Source organism: Kitasatospora viridis (assembly GCF_007829815.1).
In the GTDB taxonomy this organism is placed as follows: domain Bacteria; phylum Actinomycetota; class Actinomycetes; order Streptomycetales; family Streptomycetaceae; genus Kitasatospora; species Kitasatospora viridis.
Window position 1 is genome coordinate 646,911 of record NZ_VIWT01000004.1, and the last position, 17,883, is coordinate 664,793.

Here is a 17,883-nt window from a genome sequence, read left to right on the forward strand (position 1 = left end):
CCCGCCGGAGTCATACTTTGAGCAGGAGAGTGCAATGACTGATCCGAGGATGCAGCTCGCCCGGGTCCCCATGGACGACGTTCCCCACGCGCGGACCTGGATGTCCTGGCCGTCTCGCAAGTCGGTCTGGGGTCGGCGCTTGCGCGGGGTCCAGGAGGACATCGCACTCATCGCCCGGACGATCTCCCGCTACGAGCCCGTGGTGATGTGCGCACCTGACGACTACTCGGTCTCCGAGGCCCGCTCCTACTGCGGCCCGACCGTCTCGGTGATCGGCTCGGTCCCGACCGACGACCTCTGGATGCGCGACATCGCCCCCGTCTTCCGGCGCGACGGCCACGGCCATCTGGAGGCGGTCAGCCTCAACTTCAACGGCTGGGGACACAAGCAGACGCACTCCTACGACAAGCACGTCGCGGAGGAGATCGCCTACCAGAACGGCCAGCGGTTCGTCCGCGCCGACTTCGTCGGCGAGGGCGGCGCGATCGAGACCGACGGCGACGGAACCGTGATGGCGACCGAGAGCAGCCTGGTCAACAAGAACCGCAACCGCGGCATGAGCCGGGACGAGATCGAGGAGGCCGTGCTCTACACGTACGGCGCGCAGCGGATGATCTGGGTGCCCGGCATCAAGGGCAAGGACATCACCGACGACCACATCGACGTGACCTCGCGGTTCGTCCGCCCCGGCGTGGTGATGGTCCAGCTGCCGCCCAACGAGCGCACCGACGAGTGGGCTCGGGACGCCCGTGAGCAGTTCGCCATCCTGGCCGGCGAGACCGACGCGCGCGGGCGCCGGCTGGAGATCATCCGGGTGGACGGCCCGGACAGCGTGCGCTCCCGCAGCGCGGACTTCGTGGACTCGTACCTCAACTTCCACGTCGTCAACGGGGCGGTGATCACCGCGCAGTTCGGCGACGCCTACAAGGACATGGCCGCACGGCGAGCGCTGGAGGCGGCCTTCCCCGGGCGCGAGGTCGTCCAGCTCGACGTCGACCGGCTGATGGAGGGTGGCGGCGGCATCCACTGCTCGACCATGCACGAGCCGCTGCCTTACTGATCGCCCCCAGCGCGGCACATCCCGCCTGCTGCCACGCCACCGCCGCACCCGCACCCGCACAACCCGTCACCCCTGCGCACCCTCTGACGTCTCCTCGCGTTCTCGCGCGCCTCCTGACGCACCCTCAGCGGTCCACAGCCGCACCTGCCACACCGTTCTGGAGATCCCACATGTCCCCTTCCAACTTCTCGCGCCGCACGACGCTCCGCACCCTCGCCGGCGTCGGCCTGCTCGCCCTGGGCGCCGCCGCTTGCGACCGGCCGGACGGTCTCGTCGATCCGACGTCCTCCGGGTCGCCCGATCCCTCCGCCGGCGCCGGCCAGACCGGCAGCAGCCCCGCCGCCCCCGGGTCCAACCCCGCCACGGCCACGCGACGCCTCGGCGCCGAGTGGGAGAAGCACGCACGGACGTTCATGGCCTGGCCCGCCTCCGAGGACGTCTGGGGCAACCAGCTGGCCGGCGTCCGCAAGGACATCGCGGGGGTGGCGCAGGCGATCGGCAGTCGCGAGCCGGTGGTGCTGCTGGTCCGGCCCGGTCAGGAGGACTCCGCCAGGAACGCGTGCGGCTCCGACGTCGAGATCTTCTCCACCCCCGTGGACGACCTGTGGGCCCGCGACACCGTTCCGGTGTTCGTCGAGGAGGGCGGCAAGGTCAAGGGCGTCGACTTCAACTTCAGCGGCTGGGGCGGCAAGCAGCAGCACGCCAACGACGCGCAGATCGCCCGCGCCGTGCTCGGCAAGTACGGCCTGGAGCGGATCCAGACCCCGATCGTCGCCGAGGGCGGTTCGTTCGAGAGCGACGGCCAGGGCACCCTGTTGATCACCGAGAGCTCGGTGGTCAACGCGAACCGCAACCCGGGCAAGAGCCGCGACCAGGTCGAGGCGGAGCTGAAGCAGGCGCTCGGCGTGACCAAGGTGATCTGGCTGGCCGGTGTGCGCGGCAAGGACATCACCGACGCCCACGTGGACTGCCTGGCCCGGTTCGCCGCGCCCGGCGTGATCTTCCTGGACCGTGCCTTCCCCGGCAGCCCGGCCGACGTCTGGTCCCGGTCCGCCGACCAGGCCCGCGCCGTGCTGGCCGACGCGACCGATGCCACCGGCAAGAAGCTGAAGGTGGTCGAGATCTCCCAGCCCGACCCGGACCAGATCACCGGTCGCGGCGACGCGTTCGTGTCCTCGTACATGAACTTCTACATCGGCAACAAGGGCGTCTACCTGCCGCTGTTCGGCGACGCGAAGGCCGACGGCCAGGCCCAGGAAATCATGAAGGACACCTTCCCGGGCCGCGAGATCGTGCCGATCCAGATCGACACCATCGCCTCCGGCGGCGGCGGCATCCACTGCTCGACCCACGACCAGCCGGCGGGCTGATGCTCCCTCGCTTTTCCCTCCTTTCCCTCCCTCACCTCCCCCGACAGGAGAACCACGTGGGACCCACCTGGGAGTCGCCGTGCAGCTGACACCCACAGAGCGCGACCGACTGCTGATCTTCACCGCCGCCGAGCTGGCCCGGGCCCGCCGGGCCCGGGGCCTGCGGCTCAATGTGCCGGAGGCCACCGCGCTGATCGCCGACACCGTCTGCGAGGCGGCCCGGGACGGGGTGCGCCTGGCCGAGGCGATCGAGCGGGCGCGATCGGTGCTCGGTGCCGAGGACGTGCTGCCCGGTGTACCGGACCTGGTGACCGAGGTCTACGTCGAGGCGGTGTTCGAGGACGGGACCCGGCTCGCCGTGGTCGGCGACCCGTTCCACGGCGCCGGCACGCTCGGCGAGGCCGCGCCGGGCGCGGTGCTCACGGACGGTGCGGACGGCCACCTCCCCGAGCCGGTGCGAACGTTGACGGTGCGCAACACCGCGAGCGTGCCGGTGAGCGTGACCTCGCACTTCCACTTCTTCGAGGCCAATCCGCGCCTCGACTTCGACCGTGCCGCCGCCTACGGCATGCGGCTGGCGGCCCCGGCCGGGTCCGCCACGCGCTTCGATCCCGGTGCCGCCAGCGAGGTCGGCCTGGTGCCGATCGGCGGCGCCCGGATCGCGATCGGTTTCGCCGGCCTGGTGGACGGGCCGCTGGACGCCCCCGGCGCCAAGCGCGAGGCACTGCGCCGGGCCGCCGCCTGCGGCTACCTGGGCGCCATCGCCGCCCCGGACTCCACCGACCTGGACACCATCGCTGCCCCGGACACCACCGACCCGGACACCACCAACCCGGACCCCATCCCGCCGCACACCGCCGCCGACGATGACCGGGAGGACGCGTCGTGAGCAGCAGCATCGAACCGCAGGAGTACGCCGCGGTGCACGGCCCGCGCGCAGGCGACCGGATCCGCCTGGGCGACAGCGGACTGGTGGTCCGGGTCGAGTCGGATTCGCAGCAGCCCGGGGAGGAGTTCCTGGTCGGCTTCGGCAAAACCGCCCGGGACGGGCTGCACCTGAAGGCCGCCGCCGTGCGCGACACCTGCGACCTGGTGATCAGCAACGTGGTGGTGATCGACGCGGTCCAGGGCATCCGGAAGACCTCGATCGGCATCCGGGAGGGGCGGATCGTCTCGATCGGCCGGGCCGGCAATCCGGACACCCTCGACGGTGTGGATGTCGTGGTCGGCACCGGGACGACGATCGTGCCGGGCGAGGGCCTGATCGCGATGGCCGGCGCCATCGACACCCATGTGCACCTGCTCTCGCCGCGGATCATGGAGGCCTCGCTCGCCTCCGGCGTCACCACGATCATCGGCCAGGAGACCGGTCCGGCCTGGGGCGTGGGCGTCAACTCGCCCTGGGCGCTGCGGCACGCGTTCAACGCCTTCGACGCCTGGCCGGTCAACATCGGCTTCCTCGGCCGCGGCTCCTCCTCCGACCCGGCCCCGCTGGTCGAGGCCCTGGTCGAGGGCGGCGCCAGCGGCTTCAAGGTGCACGAGGACATGGGCGCCCACACCCGCGCGCTGGACACCGCGCTGCGGGTCGCCGAGGAGCACGACGTGCAGGTCGCCCTGCACACCGACGGCCTCAACGAGTGCCTCTCCGTCGAGGACACCCTCGCCGTGCTGGAGGGCCGCACCATCCACGCCTTCCACATCGAGGGCTGCGGCGGCGGCCACGTGCCCAACGTGCTCAAGATGGCCGGCGTCGCCAACGTGATCGGCTCCTCCACCAACCCCACCCTCCCGTTCGGCCGGGACGCGGTCGCGGAGCACTACGGGATGATCGTCTCGGTGCACGCGCTGAAGACCGATCTGCCCGGCGACGCCGCGATGGCCCGCGACCGGATCCGGGCCGGCACCATGGGCGCCGAGGACGTGCTGCATGACCTCGGGGTCATCGGCATCACCTCCTCCGACGCCCAGGGCATGGGCCGGGCGGGCGAGACGGTGCGCCGCACCTTCGCGGTGGCGGGCAAGATGAAGGCCGAGCTCGGTCCGCTGACGGGCGACGGGCCCGCGGACGACAACGAGCGGGTGCTGCGCTACGTCGCCAAGCTCACCATCAACCCGGCCATCGCGCACGGCCTTTCGCACGAGGTCGGCTCGATCGAGATCGGCAAGCTGGCCGACATCGTGCTCTGGCGGCCGGCCTCGTTCGGTGCCAAGCCGCAGATGGTGCTCAAGGCGGGCTTCCCCGCCTACGGCGTCACCGGCGACCCGAACGCCGCGACCGACAACTGCCAGCCGCTGGTGTTCGGTCCGCTCTTCGGCGGCCACGGTGCGACGCCGGCCGACCTCTCGGTGGCGTTCGTCAGCCGGGCGGCGGCCGAGTCCGGCTCCGCCGGCCGGGCGTACGACACCATGACCACCCGTCGCCGACGGGTCGCCGTGCGGGGCACCCGGGGGATCGGGCCGCGCTCGATGGTCCGCAACGCCCAGATCGGCCAGGTGGACGTGGACAACCGCACCGGGACCGTCTCGCTGGACGGCGAGGTGCTGCGCTCGGAGCCCGCGGACCGGGTGCCGCTCTCCAGGCTGTACTTCCTCTGAGAGCTCCGCTCCCCCTGACGCCGCGTCACTTCACCACCTGACAGCGCGCCAGAAGCCGGTCGACCGGGTGGCCCGCCAACGCGGGCCACCCGGTCGACCGACGTGCGCTGGTCAACGCGCGCCGGTCAACGTGCGCCGGCCACCGTGCGCGATCACCGTCCGTCGAGCTCCGCGTCGATGGCCTCACTGACCAGCCGTCGGGCGTGTTCGAGGGAGAGCGAGCCGCTGAGCCAGCGCACGCTGAAGCCCTCGATCAGCGCGGTCAGCCGCTCGGCGGCGGCCGCGTGCGCGGGTGCGGTGCGGGCGGGCTGGGCGCGCGCCAGCAGTTCGGCGATCTCCAGCACCCAGGTGTGGGTGGCCCGGGAGAGGTCCTCGCGCAGCCCGGCCTCGAAGACCGCGCTCGCTCTCAACTCGCCCCAGGCGGTGCTGTTCTCGCGCACCTCCGGGGTGTCCTGGAGCTCCAGCAGCAGCACCTGCTCCAGTTCGCCGCGCGGGTCGTCCGGGCGCTGTTCGGGTGGCCGCTCGGCGGTGTAGCGGTCGGCCCGGTCGCTGATGAACTCCAGCGTGCGGCGCAGGATCCCGGCGCGGTCGGTGAAGTGGTAGTAGATCAGCGAGGTGGACACGCCGGCTTCCGCCGCCAGTTCCCCGACCCGCAGCCCCCGCACGCCCCGGCGCGCGATGACGCGGGTCGCGGCCATGACTATCTCTGTTCGACGGTCTGACACGAGCGCTCACTCTACCCGTCACAAGCTCGCCACACAGCCATTTCCTGACCAGATTATCAGTCACAACTTCCCAGGCTGACGGCCTTTCAGGTCGCCCCTGACGCCACGGTCCGGTCTCGATGGCAGCTGGTCGCCTCAGATGTATTGACTGAATTTTCAGTTGGGGGAAGGATGCGGGGCACACCCCACCTCCCCTCCCCCGTTTCGGGACCCACCAGGGAGCATCGATGGACACCTCGATCCACACCCCCACCCCCACCCCCTCCCGCCGCCGGCTGCTGCAGTTCGGCGCGACCGCCCTCCCCCTGCTGGCCCTGGGCGCCGCCCTGCCCGGCACCGCCAGCGCGGCGAGCCCCACCGACGCCAGCAGCGCCGATAGCACCAGCACCGGCACCAGCGCCACCACCACCGCCGCCAACGCCACCCCGGCCGGTACCCCCACCCTGCGGATGCCGGCGGAGACCGACCGCCACGACCGGACCTTCATGGCCTGGCCCGCGCTCTCCTCGATCTGGGGCAACCAGCTCTCGGGCGTGCGCAACGACGTCGCCAACGTCGCCTACCAGATCTCCCGCTACGAACCGGTGGTGCTGGTCGCCCGTCCCGAGCAGGTGGCCGACGCGCAGTACGCCTGCGGCTCCGGCGCCTACTACCCGATCACCGTGCTCCCGATCGCCAACGACGACCTGTGGATCCGTGACTTCGGCCCGACCTTCGTGGTCGGCCCGGGCGCGATCGCCGGCGTGGACACCAACTTCAACGGCTGGGGCAAGACCGGCACTTCCTACTACCAGCCGTTCGCCGAGGACGCCGCGGTCGCCGCCACCCTGCTCGCCCAGTACGGGGTGAACCGGATCCAGGCCCCGTTCACCGGCGAGGGCGGCGCGTTGGAGACCGACGGCCAGGGCACCCTGCTGGCCACCGTCAGCTCGCTGGTCAACCCCAACCGCAACCCTGGCATGACGCAGGACCAGGTCGAGCAGGCGCTGAAGAGCGCCCTCGGGCAGGACAAGGTGATCTGGCTCGCCGGACTGGCCGGCCAGGACATCACCGACGACCACGTGGACTGCCTGGCCCGCTTCACCAGCCCCGGCCGGGTGATCCTCGACAAGCCGGGCCCGGGCACCGAGGCCCTGTGGGTCAACGTCTACAACCAGGCCAAGCAGGTGCTGCAGTCCGCCACCGACGCGCAGGGCCGCGCGCTGACCGTGATCGAACTCCCCGGCCCGGACCGCTCGTTGATCCGCGGCACCGGCAAGGACTTCCTGTCCAGCTACACCAACTTCTACACCGCCAACGGCGCCGTCTTCGTGCCGCAGTTCGGCGACAGCGCCGCGGACGCCACCGCCTACTCGATCCTCCAGGCCGAGTTCCCCGGCCGGGACATCGTCCAGCTGAACATCGACAACATCGCCTCCGGCGGCGGCGGCATCCACTGCTCGACCCAGTCGCAGCCCAGCGTGCCCCCGGCCGTCTGAGCGCCCCACAGACCCACAACAACCACCGCAGGGAGAGAACCACCGTGAGTTTCCGCATGCCCGCCGAGTGGACCGAGCACCAGGGCTGCCTGATGGCCTGGCCGGTCCGACCCGACCTGTGGGAAGGCGTGCTCGCCGAGACCAAGCAGGAGTACGCCGAGGTCGCCCGCGCCATCGCCCAGTTCGAACCGGTCACCATGGTCGCCCCGCCCGGTCACGGCGCCGAGGCCCAGGAGCTGTGCGGCGACGGGGTCACCGTGCTGGAGCTGCCGACCGACGACTCCTGGTTCCGCGACTCCGCGCCGATCTTCGTGCTCGACCAGGACGGCCGCCGGGCCGGCGTGGACTTCCGCTTCAACGCCTGGGGCCGCAAGCACCACCCCTTCGACGCCGACGACCGGATCAGCGCCCTGCTGCTGGAGCAGCTCGGCGACCCGGCGATCCGCTCCGAGATGATCCTCGAAGGCGGCGCGATCACGGTGGACGGCGAGGGCACCCTGATCACCACCGAGCAGTGCCTGCTCCACCCCAACCGCAACCCGGACCTGACCCGGGAGCAGATCGAGGCGGAGCTGAAGGACCGACTGGGCGTCAGCAAGGTGATCTGGCTGCCGTACGGCGGCCTGCTGGACGCCGAGACCGACGGCCACGTGGACGGGGTCTGCGCGTTCGTCGGCCCGGCCAAGGTCGTGGTGCAGCTCCCCGCCGACCCGAACCACCCGGACTACGTCCGGATGCGCGCCAACCGCGCCGTGCTGGAGCACTCCACCGACGCCAAGGGGCGCCCCTTCGAGATCGTCGACCTCCCGCAGGCCGCCTTCGTCGAGGTGGCCGGGCACGAGGTCGAGGTCGGCTACCTGAACTTCTACCTCGCCAACGGCGGGGTCGTCGTCCCGGTCGCGGACCACCCGGAGGACCGGGGCGCCCTCGACGTGATCGCCGCGGCCTGTCCCGGGCGCAAGGTGGTGGGCGTGCGGGCCCGCCTGCTGGCCCACGGCGGCGGCGGCATCCACTGCATCACCCAGCAGATCCCCGCCACCACCGGCACCACCAGCACCACCAGCACCGCCGCCGCCACCGAGCAGTCCCCCGCCCCCGGCGCCTGACCCACCCTCACCTGCCAAGGATCCGCCGATGACCCTCACCCCACGCCGCCCCGCCCGGGGCGGAAGAGCCGTCAGCCTGGCCCTCGCGTCGCTCAGCGCGTTCGCGCTGGTGACCGCCTGCGCCGGCCCGCCCCGGCAGAGCGGTGACCAACTGCCCTTCAAGCTCTCCGCCGGCACCCCCGCCGCGAAGGGCGAGATCGACTCGTTCAGCTGGGCCACCTACGCCGAGCCGCCGACCCTGGACTACATCCAGGCGTTCGACTACCCGCAGAACACCATCCTCTCCAACGTCTGCGAAAGCCTGATGCGGTGGACCCCGCAGCTGACCGAGCAGCCGGGGCTGGCCGAGCAGGCCACCAACCCGGACCCGAACACCTGGGTCTTCGACCTGCGGCCGAACGTGCGGTTCCACGACGGCGGCACGATGACCGCCGACGACGTGGTCTTCAGCCTGAACCGGCAGATGGACCCGAACAACAGCTCCGCCTGGGCCAGCGTCTTCCAGAACGTCGACTCGATCACCAAGACCGGCCCGCTCCAGGTGACCGTCAAGCTCAAGTCGCCGGACTCGCAGTTCCTCCAGTACATGGCGACCACGGCCGGAGTGGTCGCGAGCGCCCAGGGCGTGCAGGCGGCCGGCAAGGACTACGGCACCACCGGCAGCCTGGACTGCACCGGCCCGTTCAAGCTGGGCACCTGGACCAAGGGGCAGTCCCTGAACCTGGACCGGTTCGACGGCTACTGGGGCACCAAGGCGAAGGCCAAGCAGGTCGTCTTCAAGTTCCTCACCGACTCCTCGGCCCGCACCAACGCGCTGCTCACCGGCGACGTCGACGGCGGTTACCTGATCCCCTCGGAGAGCTACGCCCACCTGCGCAACACCAGCGCCGGCACGCTCTACTTCGGCGAGGGCCTGAGCACCGTCAACGTCAACATCACCAACATGCAGGGGGCGCTCGGCGACGTCCGGGTCCGCAAGGCGCTCTCGCTGGCGCTGGACCGCTCCGGCTTCGTCAACACCGGCCTGGGCGGGGCCGGCACGGTGACCACCTCGCTGACCGCGAAGGCCGCCTGGAGCGCCGACCCGAACGCGCAGGCCGCCGCCTTCAACGGCCTGCCGCCGACCGCCGCGGACATCGCGCAGGCCACCCAGCTGGTCAAGGACGCCGGCGCCACCGGCAAGACGCTGACCATGGCGACCAGCTCGATCGGCCAGGACGTCTCGCTGCTGGCCACCGCCGTGCAGTCGGCCGGCGCCCGGATCGGGCTGAACATCCAGCTGAAGACGATCGCCCCGAACGCCTTCACCGCGCTCTTCACCGACCCCAAGGCGCGGGACGGGATCGACATGTTCCCGGAGACCTACTACCTGTCCATCACCGACCCGATGGACCTGCTCACCAACTTCCAGACCGGCTCCTACCAGAACTACTCCGGCTACAGCGACAAGTCCTACGACGACCTGGCCAAGCAGGCCATCGGGACCTACGACCCGGCCCAGCGGCTGTCCCTGGAAGCCCAGTTGAACCAGAAGGCGGCCGACCAGGTGCTCTGGATCCCGGTCGCCGAGTGGCCCACCTCGCTCTTCCTGAACAAGCGGATCACCGGCGCCCCGACGACCATCTCCTACCTCTACTACCCGTGGGCGGCCGACGTGGGGGCCGCGCAGTGAGCTTCCTGAGGTTCGCCCTCCGGCGGCTGCTGGAGATGGCCGTCACCCTGCTCGGCGCCTCCTTCGTCATCTTCGGTGCGATGTACCTGGCGCCGGGCGACCCGGCGAGTTTCCTCCTGTCCGGGCGGTCGGCCTCGCCGGCCGCCCTGGCGGCGATCAACGCGCAGTACCACCTGAACGACCCGTTCGCGGTGCGCTACTTCCGCTGGCTCGGCCAGATCGCGCACGGCGACTTCGGCCGCTCGATCGAGTACCGCACCGACGTCTCCCGGCTGCTCGCCGACCGGCTGCCCAGCACGCTGACCCTGGTCGCCATGTCGCTGCTGCTGGTGCTGGCCATCGGCCTGCTGCTCGGCTGGGTCGGCGCGGTGCGCGGCGGCGCGACCGACTCGACCATCCTGGTCACCACCACGGTGGCGGTCGGCACCCCGTCCTTCGTCGCGGCGGTGCTGCTCCAGGGCCTGTTCGCGGTCCGGCTGGGCTGGTTCCCGACCGGCGGCACCGGCCAGGGCTTCGCCGACACCGTCTGGCACCTCACCCTGCCGGCCGTGGCGCTGGCCCTCTACCTGATCGGCATGCTAGCCCGGGTCACCCGGGCGGCGATGCTGGAGCAGCTGGCGGGCGAGCACGTCGCGGTGGCCCGCAGCCGCGGGGTGCCGGAGCGTCAGGTGATCTGGCGTCACGTCTTCCGCAACGCGCTCGGCACCGTGCTCACCACCGCCGGCCTGATCGTCTCCACCCTGCTGATCTGCACCGTGCTGGTGGAGTCCGCGTTCAGCATCGGCGGCATCGGCCAGCTCCTCGAACTGGCCACCACCACCAAGGACTTCCCCACCGTGCAGGCCATCTCCCTGCTGATCGTCGCACTCTTCATGGTGGTGAACCTGGTGGTCGATCTGCTCCACCCGCTGGTCGATCCCCGGATCACCCTGAACGACCGGAGGTCGGCCGGATGACCCTGGCCCTCACCCGCCGCCGCGGCCTCGGCAGGCTGCGCACCGCCCGGCAGCCGCTCTACCTGGTCTGCCTCGGCTTCGTGGTGCTGGTGGTGCTGGCCGCGCTGCTGGCCCCCTGGCTGGCACCGAGCGACCCGAACGCGGTCGACCTCGGCAACGCGCTGGCCGGTCCCACCGGCGGCCACCCGCTCGGCGTGGACGCCTCCGGGCGGGACACCCTCTCGCGGCTGCTGCTCGGCGCCCGCACCTCACTGCTCGGCCCGCTCGGCGTGGTGGTCTTCTCCACCGTGGCCGGGCTCGCCGTCGGGGTGGCGGCCGGCTGGCGCGGCGGTTGGCTGGACTCGGTGCTCTCCCGGGCCACCGAGCTGGTCTTCGCCTTCCCCGGGATGCTGCTGGCGATCCTGGTCGTCTCGATCTACGGCGAGGGCCTGCTCGCCCCGGTGCTCGCCCTCGCGCTGGCCTACCTGCCGTACGTGGCGCGGCTGGCCCGCGCGCTGGTGCTCGCCGAGCGCGAGCGCCCCTACGTCGCCGCCTACCGGGTGCAGGGCCACTCGGTCTGGCAGATCTGCCTGCGGCACGTGATCCCCAACATCGCCCCGGTGGTGCTCGCCCAGTCCACCATCAACTTCGGCTACGCCCTGATCGACCTCGCCGGCCTGTCGTTCCTCGGGGTCGGGGTGCCCGCGCTCACCCCCGACTGGGGGCGGATGGTCTTCGACGGCCAGACCGCGATCCAGCGCGGCTACCCGCTCTCCGCGGTGCTGCCGTGCCTGGCGATCGTGCTGACCGTGGTCGCGTTCAACGTGGTCGGCGAGCGCTGGGCCGACCAGGTCGCCAGGAGGGATGACCGATGACCCCCACCCTCGACACCCGCACGGTCGAGGACCGCGGCTCCCGGGCCCGCACCCTCGACGTCCACGGGCTGCGGCTGCGCCTGCCCGGCACCGCCCGGCCGGTGCTGGACGGGGTCGACCTGCACGTCGGGCCCGGCGAGACCGTCGCCCTGGTCGGCGAGTCGGGCTCCGGCAAGACCCTCACCTCGCGCGCCGTGCTGCGGCTGCTGCCCAGCGGCGCCGTGGCCGAGGGCGAGGTGGCGGTGGCCGGCGAGGACGTGCTGACGATGGATCAGCAACGCCTGCGCCTGCTGCGGGCCGGCCAGGTCGCCATGGTGTTCCAGGATCCGCGGGCCGCCGTCAACCCGCTGCGCAAGGTCGGCGACTTCCTCACCGAGTCGCTGCGCCTGACCGGCGGCGTGGACCGGGCGGCGGCCGACCGGCGGGCCACCGAGCTGCTGGAGGCCGTCGGGCTGACCGGGGCGGTGCTCGACCGCTACCCGGGCCAGCTCTCCGGCGGCATGCTGCAGCGCGTGGTGATCGCCGCGGCGCTGATGGGCGACCCGATCCTGCTGCTCGCCGACGAGCCGACCACCGCGCTCGACGTCACCAGTCAGGCCGAAGTCGTCGCCCTGCTCGGCGAGTTGCAGGAGCGCTTCGGCACCGCACTGCTCTTCGTGACGCACGACCTGGGGCTGGCCGCCGCGATCAGCGACCGGGTCTGCGTGATGTACGCGGGGCGGATCGTGGAGACCGGGCCGGCCGGGGCGTTGTTCGCCGCGCCGCGCCACCCGTACACCATGGCCCTGCTCGCGGCCACTCCGCACCTGGCCGGGCCGACCGGTCGGCTCGCCGCGATCGACGGGCAACCGCCCGATCTGCGCGAGGAGTTGACGGGCTGTTCGTTCGCCCCGCGGTGCCGGTTCGCGACCGCGATCTGCCGCGAGCAGGCCCCCGAGCCGCGACCGGCGCCCGGCGAGCCGGGCCGGCTGGCCGCCTGCCACCACAGCGACAGCCTCGAAGGGAGCGCCGCCGATGCCTGAGCCGACGACTGAGCGGACGACTGAGCCGACGACTGGACCGACGACTGCGGCCGTACTCGAAGTCACCGGCCTGCGAAGGACGTTCGGCACCGTCCGGGCCGTGGACGAGGTCTCCTTCACGCTCGCCGCGGGCGGCTCGCTCGGGATCGTCGGCGAGTCCGGCTCGGGCAAGACCAGCACCGCGAAGATCATCGTCGGACTGGACCGGGCCGACGGCGGACAGGTGCTGCTGAACGGGCGGGACCGCACCGCGCGGGCCCGGGGCAAGGCCCAGCGGCTGGCCCGGGCCCGGGAGATCCAGATGGTCTTCCAAGACCCGTTCCTCTCGCTGGACCCGCGCACCAGCGTCGAGGGGGTGCTCCGCGAGACCCTGCGGCTGCACTTCCCCGGCACCGACCACGCGGGCCGGATCGCCGAACTCCTCGACCAGGTGGGCCTCGGCACCCGCGCCGCCTCGGCGCTGCCCCGCCAACTCTCCGGCGGCCAGCGCCAGCGCGTGGCGATCGCCCGCGCGCTGGCCGTGCAGCCGACCGTGATGGTGCTGGACGAGGCGGTGGCCGCGCTGGACGTCTCGGTGCAGGCGCAGGTGCTCAACCTGCTGGCCGACATCCGCGAACAGACCGGGATCGGCTACCTGTTCATCACCCACGACCTGGGCGTGGTGCGCTGCGTCACCGAGCAGGTGATCGTGATGCGGCACGGCCGGATCGTCGAACAGGGCCGCACGGCCGAGGTGCTGGCCGAGCCCCGGCACCCGTACACCCGGCTGCTGCTGGAGTCCGTGCCGCGACCCGGCTGGGATCCGCAGCAGATCGCCGCCGCCCGCCGGGCGCTGCGGGACGGGGAAACGGGCAGGGAACCTGACGGAGAACCGATTCGCCCGGATGGCGGGGTGCGGCGCGCCGAATCCTGACCCGGCGCTCCGTATCGTGCAGCGGGTAGCCGTCACCGACCCGCACCCGAGGCCGCCATGGAGTACCCCCCGCCGTCCCGCCGCGCACTGCTGCGCTCCGGGCTGACGCTCGCCGGGCTGGCACTGGTCGAGGGCTGCTCGTCGAGTTCCTCGGACTCATCGGGCTCCTCGGGCGGGCAGCAGCCGAGCGGCTCGTCGGCCCCGACCGGCGAGAACCCCTCGGCCCCGGCCTCCACCTCGACCGCCGCGGCTGCGACGATGCCGGCCGAGTCACAGCCCCACACCCGCACCTTCATGGCCTGGCCGGCCCTGGAGGAGGCGTGGGGCGACCAACTCGGCGGCGTGCGGCAGGACATCGCGGGCCTGGCCCAGGCCATCGCCGGCTTCGAGCCGGTGGTGCTGATGGCCCGCAGCGACCAGGCCGACCAGGCCCGGCAGATGTGCGGCTCCTCGGTCGAGGTGATCGAGCTGACCGTCGACGACCTGTGGGCCCGCGACACCGGGCCGACCTTCGTGCTCGGCCCGCAGGGCCTGAGCGGAGTGGACCTCAACTTCAACGGCTGGGGCAACAAGCAGACCCACGCCAACGACAGCCAGGTGGCCCAGAACCTGCTCGCGCACTACAAGATCCCGCGCACCCAGGCGCCGATCACCGGCGAGGGCGGCGGCATCGAGGTGGACGGCGAGGGCACCCTGATGGCCTGTGAGAGCTCCTGGGTGAACGACAACCGCAACCCCGGGAAGTCCCGCGACCAGATCGAGGCCGCCTTCAAGGACCTGTTCGGGGTGACCAAGGTGGTCTGGGTCAAGGGCGTGGCGGGACAGGACATCACCGACTGCCACATCGACGCGCTGGCCCGGTTCGGCTCCACCGGTACGGTGCTGCTGCACCGGCCCGGTGCCAACACCCCGCCGGACGTCTGGAGCCAGGCCTCCGACCAGGCCCTCCAGGTGCTGAACTCGGCCACCGACGCCAAGGGCCGCAGCCTGAAGGTGGTGCAGGTCCCGGAACCGGACTTCAACCTGATCTCGGGCTCCGGCAAGAACTTCCTGGCCACCTACATCAACTACTACGTGGTCAACGGCGGGGTGATCGTGCCGAAGTTCGGCGACCAGTCGGCTGACGCCAACGCGGCGGGCATCATCCAGGACCAGTACCCGGGCCGGAAGGTCGTCCAGGTGTCGATCGACCACATCGCCTCCGGCGGCGGCGGCATCCACTGCTCCACCCAGCAGCAGCCGGCCGTGCCCAACTCCTCGGGTTCATGAGCCCGTTCGGCCGGCTGCGGCACAACCGGTTCGCGCTGCTGACACTCCTGCTGCTGGTGCTGGTCGGCGCCGGCCTGGCGCTCTACTTCAACGAGCGGGACACCCGCCAGCAGACCCGGGAGCTCTCGCTGCCCACGGTGGCCGACTGGGTGGAACTGGACATCACCGCCCAGGACATCGACTCCTCCACCCAGCAACTCACGCTCTACGTCACGGCGGTGCCGCACGGCGCACTGGCCGAGGCGACCGACTCGCCGGTCTTCGCCAAGCAGGTGGAGATCACCGCGGAGTCGGCGGCGACCGGCAGCGTGAAGACGGTGCCCGGCCGGGGCGCGAACCCGCTGCCCGTGCAGGCCGTCCTCTACGACGGCACGGAGACCGACTACCCGTTCGACCGCTACCGGTTCTCCGCCGCCTTCACCGCGAACGACGCCGACGGCGCGGTGCCGGTCGGCCTGGTCTTCGGCGACACCGACCCGTTCTTCTTCGTCCGGCCGACCAGCACGCCCGCCGCGGCCGGCTCGACCTTCCTGGACGCCAAGGTGACCCGGGCCCGCAGCACCTTCATCCTCGCCTACTTCATGATGGCGGCGATGTGGGCGCTGGCACTGGCGGTGATGGCCGGGGCCGAGGTGCTCTACCGCAGTCGGCAGGGCCTGGTCTGGCCCTCCTTGGGCTGGATGGCCGCGACGCTCTTCGCCCTGGTCGGCATGCGCAACGCGGCGCCCGGCTCGCCGCCGATCGGCTCGCTGATCGACTACGTCGCGTTCTTCTGGGCGGAGGCGATCATCGCCACCAGCCTGGTGGTCACGGTGGTCACCGGGTTCCGGGTGGAGGGCCGCAAACGCCGCGAGGCACTACTGACCTGACGATCCGTCAGTCTGCTCCCCGTCAGCCACTCGCCAGCGAGACCATCAGGGTGCGCAGCACCGCCCCCGCCTCGACCTCGGAGCCGAGCGAGCGGATCGCGGCGAGCCCGTCCACGGCGGCCGCGAAGGCCTCGCCCAGCGGCCCGGGTTCGACGCCGGCGCCGCGCTCCTCGGCGAGCACCTCGAAGAGCCGCACGAAGCAGCGCCGCCAGCGCCGGTACTCCTGCTCCAGGGCGACCCGGACCCGGTCGTCGTTGAGGGCGAGCCAGTGCAGCGCCGAGTGCAGGTGCGCCACGTCCCGGTCCTCGGTGGGGGTGAGCAGACCGATCACCCGCTCGGCACGCTCGGCGAAGTCGCCCGGCCCGTCCACCGCCTCCTCCAGCGGGGTGATCCACTCCGGCCGGATGTCCTCGATCACTGCGACGATCAGCTCGGTGCGGTCCTGGAAGTGGTAGTGGCACATGCCGTGCGAGATGCCGCAGAGCGCGGCCACGTTGCGGGTGGTGAAGCGCGCCGCGCCCTCGCCGGCCAGCAGGGTGCGGGCGGCCGCGACCAGCCGGGCCCGGGTCTGCTCGCCCTTGGCCGAGGAGCGCGAGCGGGTGACCGGGGGCAGTTGGTCCTTCGCACGAGTCGCCATGGCGGCCACTCTAACGACACCCGGGCCGGGCGAATCCTGCGCAAACAATTGACCGAGCGCTTGGTCAGTTCTAGCCTTCAGTCAATCCCGTTACCCCCAGCGCGAGTTGACTGGAGAACCCCCACATGAGCAGCCCCCACCGGCTCGACCGGCGCAGATTCCTCACCGCCGCCGGCCTGACCGCGGCCGGTCTGGCCGTCACGGCGGCGAGCGCCGGCCCGGCCACGGCCGCCACCGCCGCCACCGCCGGACGCCCCCGGACCCGGACCCGGTCGCCGCGGGCCGGCGCGATGACCGTGCCGATCGACAGCGCCCCGCACACCCGCACCTGGATGGCCTGGCCGGACAGCACCGCGATCTACGGCCGCAAACTCAGCGGCATGCAGGCGAACATCGCACTGATCGCCAACTCCATCGCCCAGTACGAACCGGTGTTCGTGCTCGCCAACTCCGCGAGCGTGTCCGCCGCCCGGCGCGCCTGCAGCAACTCCAACGTCACCGTGATCGGCTCCATCCCGGTGGACGACTGCTGGATGCGCGACAGCGGACCGGTCTTCCGCACCGACGGGGCGGGCGGGCTGGACGCCGTCGGCCTCAACTTCAACGGCTGGGGCAACAAGCAGACGCACGCCAAGGACGCGCTGGTCGCCCAGCGGGTCGCCGCCTACCTCGGCATCACCTTCACCGCGGCCGGCCTGGTCAGCGAGGGCGGTGCGATCGAGACCGACGGCGCGGGCACCCTGATGGCGACCAGCAGCAGCATCGTCAACCCGAACCGCAACCCCAACCTGACGCAGAGCCAGATCGAGCAGGCGATGTGCGCGGCCTACGGGGCGAGCGAGGTGATCTGGTTCACCGGCATCAGCGGCCAGGACATCACCGACGACCACGTGGACGCCACCTCGCGGTTCCTCGCGCCCGGCGGCGGCCTGGTGCAGACCCCCAACCCGGCGGACCCGCCGGACATCTGGTCCAACGACGAGCAGCAGCAGTACAACGCCCTCTCCTCGGCCACCGACGCCCTGGGCGGCCCGATCTCGGTCACCGCGCTCCAGTCCCCGGACTACAACCTGATCCGCGCGACCAGCGTCAACTTCGTCGACTCGTACGCCAATTACTACGTCTGCAACGGTGCGGTGATCTCCGCGCAGTTCGGCGACAGCTCGGCGGACGCCAACGCGCGGTCAGTGCTGCGCAGCCTGTTCCCCGGGCGCACGGTGGTGCAGCTCAACATCGACAACCTGGGCAACCAGGGCGGCGGCATCCACTGCGTCACCCAGCAGCAGCCGGCGGTCTGAGCCGGCCGGGCTGCGGCGCACCTCGACCGGGGGCGCCGCAGCCCACCGGCACGTGGACA

General features: G+C 71.8%; 16 protein-coding genes. 14 read left to right on the forward strand and 2 right to left on the reverse strand.

Translation table 11 applies throughout. The features are described 5' to 3' along the window. The first annotated feature begins 34 nt into the window (after positions 1–34). The 4 genes from FHX73_RS36520 to FHX73_RS36535 all read left to right on the forward strand — a co-directional run bounded on the left by FHX73_RS36520 (position 35) and on the right by FHX73_RS36535 (position 5,025). Positions 35–1,060: an agmatine deiminase family protein gene (locus FHX73_RS36520; protein WP_145910294.1), complete on the forward strand. Its 1,026-nt coding sequence runs from the start codon at positions 35–37 to the stop codon at positions 1,058–1,060. Between the two features lie 170 nt (positions 1,061–1,230). Then, entirely contained in the window at positions 1,231–2,430 is a 1,200-nt protein-coding gene (locus tag FHX73_RS36525; protein ID WP_145910295.1) for an agmatine deiminase family protein, read from the forward strand. Positions 2,431–2,509: 79 nt separating this feature from the next. Further along, entirely contained in the window at positions 2,510–3,319 is an 810-nt protein-coding gene (ureA, locus tag FHX73_RS36530) for an urease subunit gamma (protein ID WP_145910296.1), read from the forward strand. An 8-nt stretch (positions 3,320–3,327) separates the two neighbouring features. After that, entirely contained in the window at positions 3,328–5,025 is a 1,698-nt protein-coding gene (locus FHX73_RS36535; RefSeq protein WP_145910380.1) for an urease subunit alpha, read from the forward strand. Positions 5,026–5,177: 152 nt separating this feature from the next. Here FHX73_RS36535 and FHX73_RS36540 read toward each other — a convergent pair whose 3' ends face one another. After that, on the reverse strand, positions 5,178–5,723 hold the full coding sequence (locus FHX73_RS36540) for a TetR/AcrR family transcriptional regulator (protein WP_145910297.1): 546 nt from the start codon (positions 5,721–5,723) through the stop codon (positions 5,178–5,180). 254 nt (positions 5,724–5,977) lie between these two features. Here FHX73_RS36540 and FHX73_RS36545 point away from each other — a divergent pair, with 254 nt between their 5' ends. From FHX73_RS36545 to FHX73_RS36585, 9 genes are read left to right on the forward strand one after another with little or no spacing between them, the layout of a single operon-like run. After that, on the forward strand, positions 5,978–7,228 hold the full coding sequence (locus tag FHX73_RS36545; RefSeq protein WP_145910298.1) for an agmatine deiminase family protein: 1,251 nt from the start codon (positions 5,978–5,980) through the stop codon (positions 7,226–7,228). Positions 7,229–7,272: 44 nt separating this feature from the next. Continuing rightward, on the forward strand, positions 7,273–8,334 hold the full coding sequence (locus FHX73_RS36550; RefSeq protein ID WP_281292776.1) for an agmatine deiminase family protein: 1,062 nt from the start codon (positions 7,273–7,275) through the stop codon (positions 8,332–8,334). 28 nt (positions 8,335–8,362) lie between these two features. Beyond that, on the forward strand, positions 8,363–10,006 hold the full coding sequence (locus FHX73_RS36555) for an ABC transporter substrate-binding protein (protein WP_145910299.1): 1,644 nt from the start codon (positions 8,363–8,365) through the stop codon (positions 10,004–10,006). Next, the gene (locus tag FHX73_RS36560) at positions 10,003–10,962 is read left to right on the forward strand and encodes an ABC transporter permease (RefSeq protein WP_145910300.1); all 960 of its coding nucleotides are present in this window, start codon (positions 10,003–10,005) and stop codon (positions 10,960–10,962) included. The genes FHX73_RS36555 and FHX73_RS36560 overlap by 4 nt, the downstream gene beginning before the upstream one ends. Next, complete coding sequence (locus tag FHX73_RS36565) at positions 10,959–11,816, forward strand: ABC transporter permease (RefSeq protein WP_145910301.1); 858 nt, start codon at positions 10,959–10,961, stop codon at positions 11,814–11,816. The genes FHX73_RS36560 and FHX73_RS36565 overlap by 4 nt, the downstream gene beginning before the upstream one ends. Next, positions 11,813–12,838, forward strand: coding sequence for an ABC transporter ATP-binding protein (locus tag FHX73_RS36570; RefSeq protein WP_145910302.1), 1,026 nt, complete (start codon positions 11,813–11,815; stop codon positions 12,836–12,838). The genes FHX73_RS36565 and FHX73_RS36570 overlap by 4 nt, the downstream gene beginning before the upstream one ends. Next, a complete protein-coding gene (locus tag FHX73_RS36575; RefSeq protein ID WP_145910303.1) occupies positions 12,831–13,751 on the forward strand; it encodes an ABC transporter ATP-binding protein in 921 nt (306 codons plus the stop codon). The genes FHX73_RS36570 and FHX73_RS36575 overlap by 8 nt, the downstream gene beginning before the upstream one ends. Before the next feature lie 57 nt (positions 13,752–13,808). Continuing rightward, on the forward strand, positions 13,809–15,020 hold the full coding sequence (locus FHX73_RS36580; RefSeq protein ID WP_145910304.1) for an agmatine deiminase family protein: 1,212 nt from the start codon (positions 13,809–13,811) through the stop codon (positions 15,018–15,020). After that, positions 15,017–15,889 (forward strand): DUF4436 family protein, encoded by an 873-nt coding sequence (locus tag FHX73_RS36585; RefSeq protein WP_145910305.1) that lies wholly within the window; start codon positions 15,017–15,019, stop codon positions 15,887–15,889. The genes FHX73_RS36580 and FHX73_RS36585 overlap by 4 nt, the downstream gene beginning before the upstream one ends. A 22-nt stretch (positions 15,890–15,911) precedes the next feature. On the opposite strand, the gene FHX73_RS36590 is transcribed toward FHX73_RS36585, so the two are convergent. Further along, positions 15,912–16,526 (reverse strand): TetR/AcrR family transcriptional regulator, encoded by a 615-nt coding sequence (locus FHX73_RS36590; protein WP_145910306.1) that lies wholly within the window; start codon positions 16,524–16,526, stop codon positions 15,912–15,914. A 125-nt stretch (positions 16,527–16,651) separates the two neighbouring features. On the opposite strand from FHX73_RS36590, the gene FHX73_RS36595 reads away from it, so the two are divergent. After that, positions 16,652–17,824, forward strand: a complete 1,173-nt coding sequence (locus FHX73_RS36595) for an agmatine deiminase family protein (protein WP_145910307.1) — start codon at positions 16,652–16,654, stop codon at positions 17,822–17,824. Positions 17,825–17,883 lie beyond the last annotated feature (59 nt).